Origin of the sequence: Paenimyroides baculatum (assembly GCF_008629655.1) — a bacterium.
GTDB classification, from domain to species: Bacteria; Bacteroidota; Bacteroidia; order Flavobacteriales; family Flavobacteriaceae; genus Flavobacterium; species Flavobacterium baculatum.
Map to the genome: position 1 here is coordinate 1 of NZ_VWSG01000027.1, position 1894 is coordinate 1894.

At 30.2% G+C, this 1894-nt stretch carries 2 protein-coding genes; both read left to right on the forward strand.

Going from position 1 to position 1894, the window contains the following annotated elements:
• Positions 1-510: 510 nt before the first annotated feature.
• Positions 511-867 carry a YciI family protein gene (locus F0460_RS16030; protein ID WP_150015110.1) on the forward strand — a complete coding sequence of 119 codons (357 nt, stop codon included), beginning with the start codon at positions 511-513 and terminating at the stop codon, positions 865-867.
• Positions 857-1894, forward strand: a 1038-nt coding sequence (locus F0460_RS16035; RefSeq protein ID WP_150015112.1) for a sigma-70 family RNA polymerase sigma factor, incomplete at its 3' end; no start/stop codon positions are given. The genes F0460_RS16030 and F0460_RS16035, both read left to right, overlap by 11 nt.

Here is a 1894-nt window from a genome sequence, read left to right on the forward strand (position 1 = left end):
GAACTATCACTAATCAAACTTTATCTATATTTGACCAGTTAATATGAACATCTGTAAATAACAACTGCCCTCCTATTTGTTTCAATGGGAAATAGAAATAAGAGAATGGGGAAATGTTTTACAATTAGTTTATAACATCAATGCTAAAAAGAGAGCTGACTATAGACATCAAAGACGCAGTCTGTTACTCTTGAACTCATAAAAAACATTTATACTATACAGATTTACACCAAGATACTCCACGAGAGAGTTGGACAGGATATGCAAAAAATATCGCCCAAATTTAATGGTATGAAACAGTATTTTGTTTCGAAAATTTAAAACCTAAGATGCTATTAAATAAAGTAAATGTTGTATTGTCTTTTTGTATTTTAGTGGTTAAGGAATTTATAAATATTCCTTCGAAACATCAAATATCATCTGAAGTTTCGATCGTTGAAAAAAATCCTAAAAAAATGTCCAAAACGAAAACACTAAAATGTCTTTACTTAAATTTTAAAACAATTTACAATGAAACAATTCTTATTATTACTTCACGAAGACATTGAAAAGCTTAACGAGCTATCGCCTAAAGAAATGGAGGAATTAGCAAATGCTCATATGAATTGGGCAAACAAGTTAGCTGAAAAAGGACATTTTGTTTCTGGAGACGGATTGCAAGAAAAAAGTGTACTCATCACAGAAAAAGACTCTGTAGTTAAAGATGGTCCTTACTTGGAATCAAAAGAAATTATTGGAGGTTATTATTTACTGCGAGCGTACGATTTAGAAACGGTTGTAGAGTTGGCTAAACAATGCCCTACTCATCATTACGGAGGTACTACCGAAATCCGTCCAATAATGCAGATGGAAGATTATGAGCAATAATTTGTTTCCCAAAGAAGAAACAAATTACAGAGCATTATTTGGAAAGCTTTTTTCGGGATTATTAAACAAATTTGGTACGGATTACGTTTCTGAAATTGAGGATGCAATTCAAAATTCATTTTTGAAATCTTTAAAAATTTGGAAACAAAATAATGTTCCGAGTAATATAGAAAATTGGCTTTTCATTGTCGCTCGTAACGACGTATTTAACCAAATTAAAAAGAAGAAAGAAAATAATAATTTTTTGGTAGAAAAGATTATAAATGATTCATCAATCAGCAACGAGACTGATTTAAGACTCCAAACTATTATTTTCATTTCTGCATTAGAAAAAGTTTCCAATCAAGCTAAAATATTGTTTATTCTTAAAAATATTTTTGGTCTTAACATAGCCGAAATAAGCGACAGTACTTTAATCAATCAAGAAGCGATTTACAAAAGCATAAACCGAACAAAGAAAACTATTCAACTTGAGTTTAAAAGTTATGAAATTGACTTAAGCACAATTAAGGCTAATAAAAAAGAAATCTCTATTGCAGAAGAAATTTTCTATGCCGTTTTTAATATTGGTTTCGATTCTTTTAGTGAAAATACGGAAAATATTGTGAATGAAGATTTATGTTTGGAAGCATTTGCCTTAACAAAACTTTTGTTCAGCCAATATCAAACCGATTCAACAAGCAATTTATTTGCACTTTTTTGCTTTCATATTTCACGGATTTCTGCAAAAGTCGATAATGGCAAACTCATTTCTTTTTTCAATCAAGATCGTAAAAAATGGAACAAAGAGCTACTCAATTTAGGCTTTCATTATCTCAAAAGACCGAAAACGTTAAGTAAGTTTTATTTGGAAGCGGTCATTATTAGCAAGTATATGTCCGTAAAATTCACGCAAAATGATTGGAATGACATTGTGAAATTATACGAAATGATGCAAAAAGTTTCGCAATCGCCTATTGTAAAAATGAACTATTGTTTTTGTTTGAGCAAGATTGGTAAAACGGAAAAAGCTTTGGAAATTCTTTCA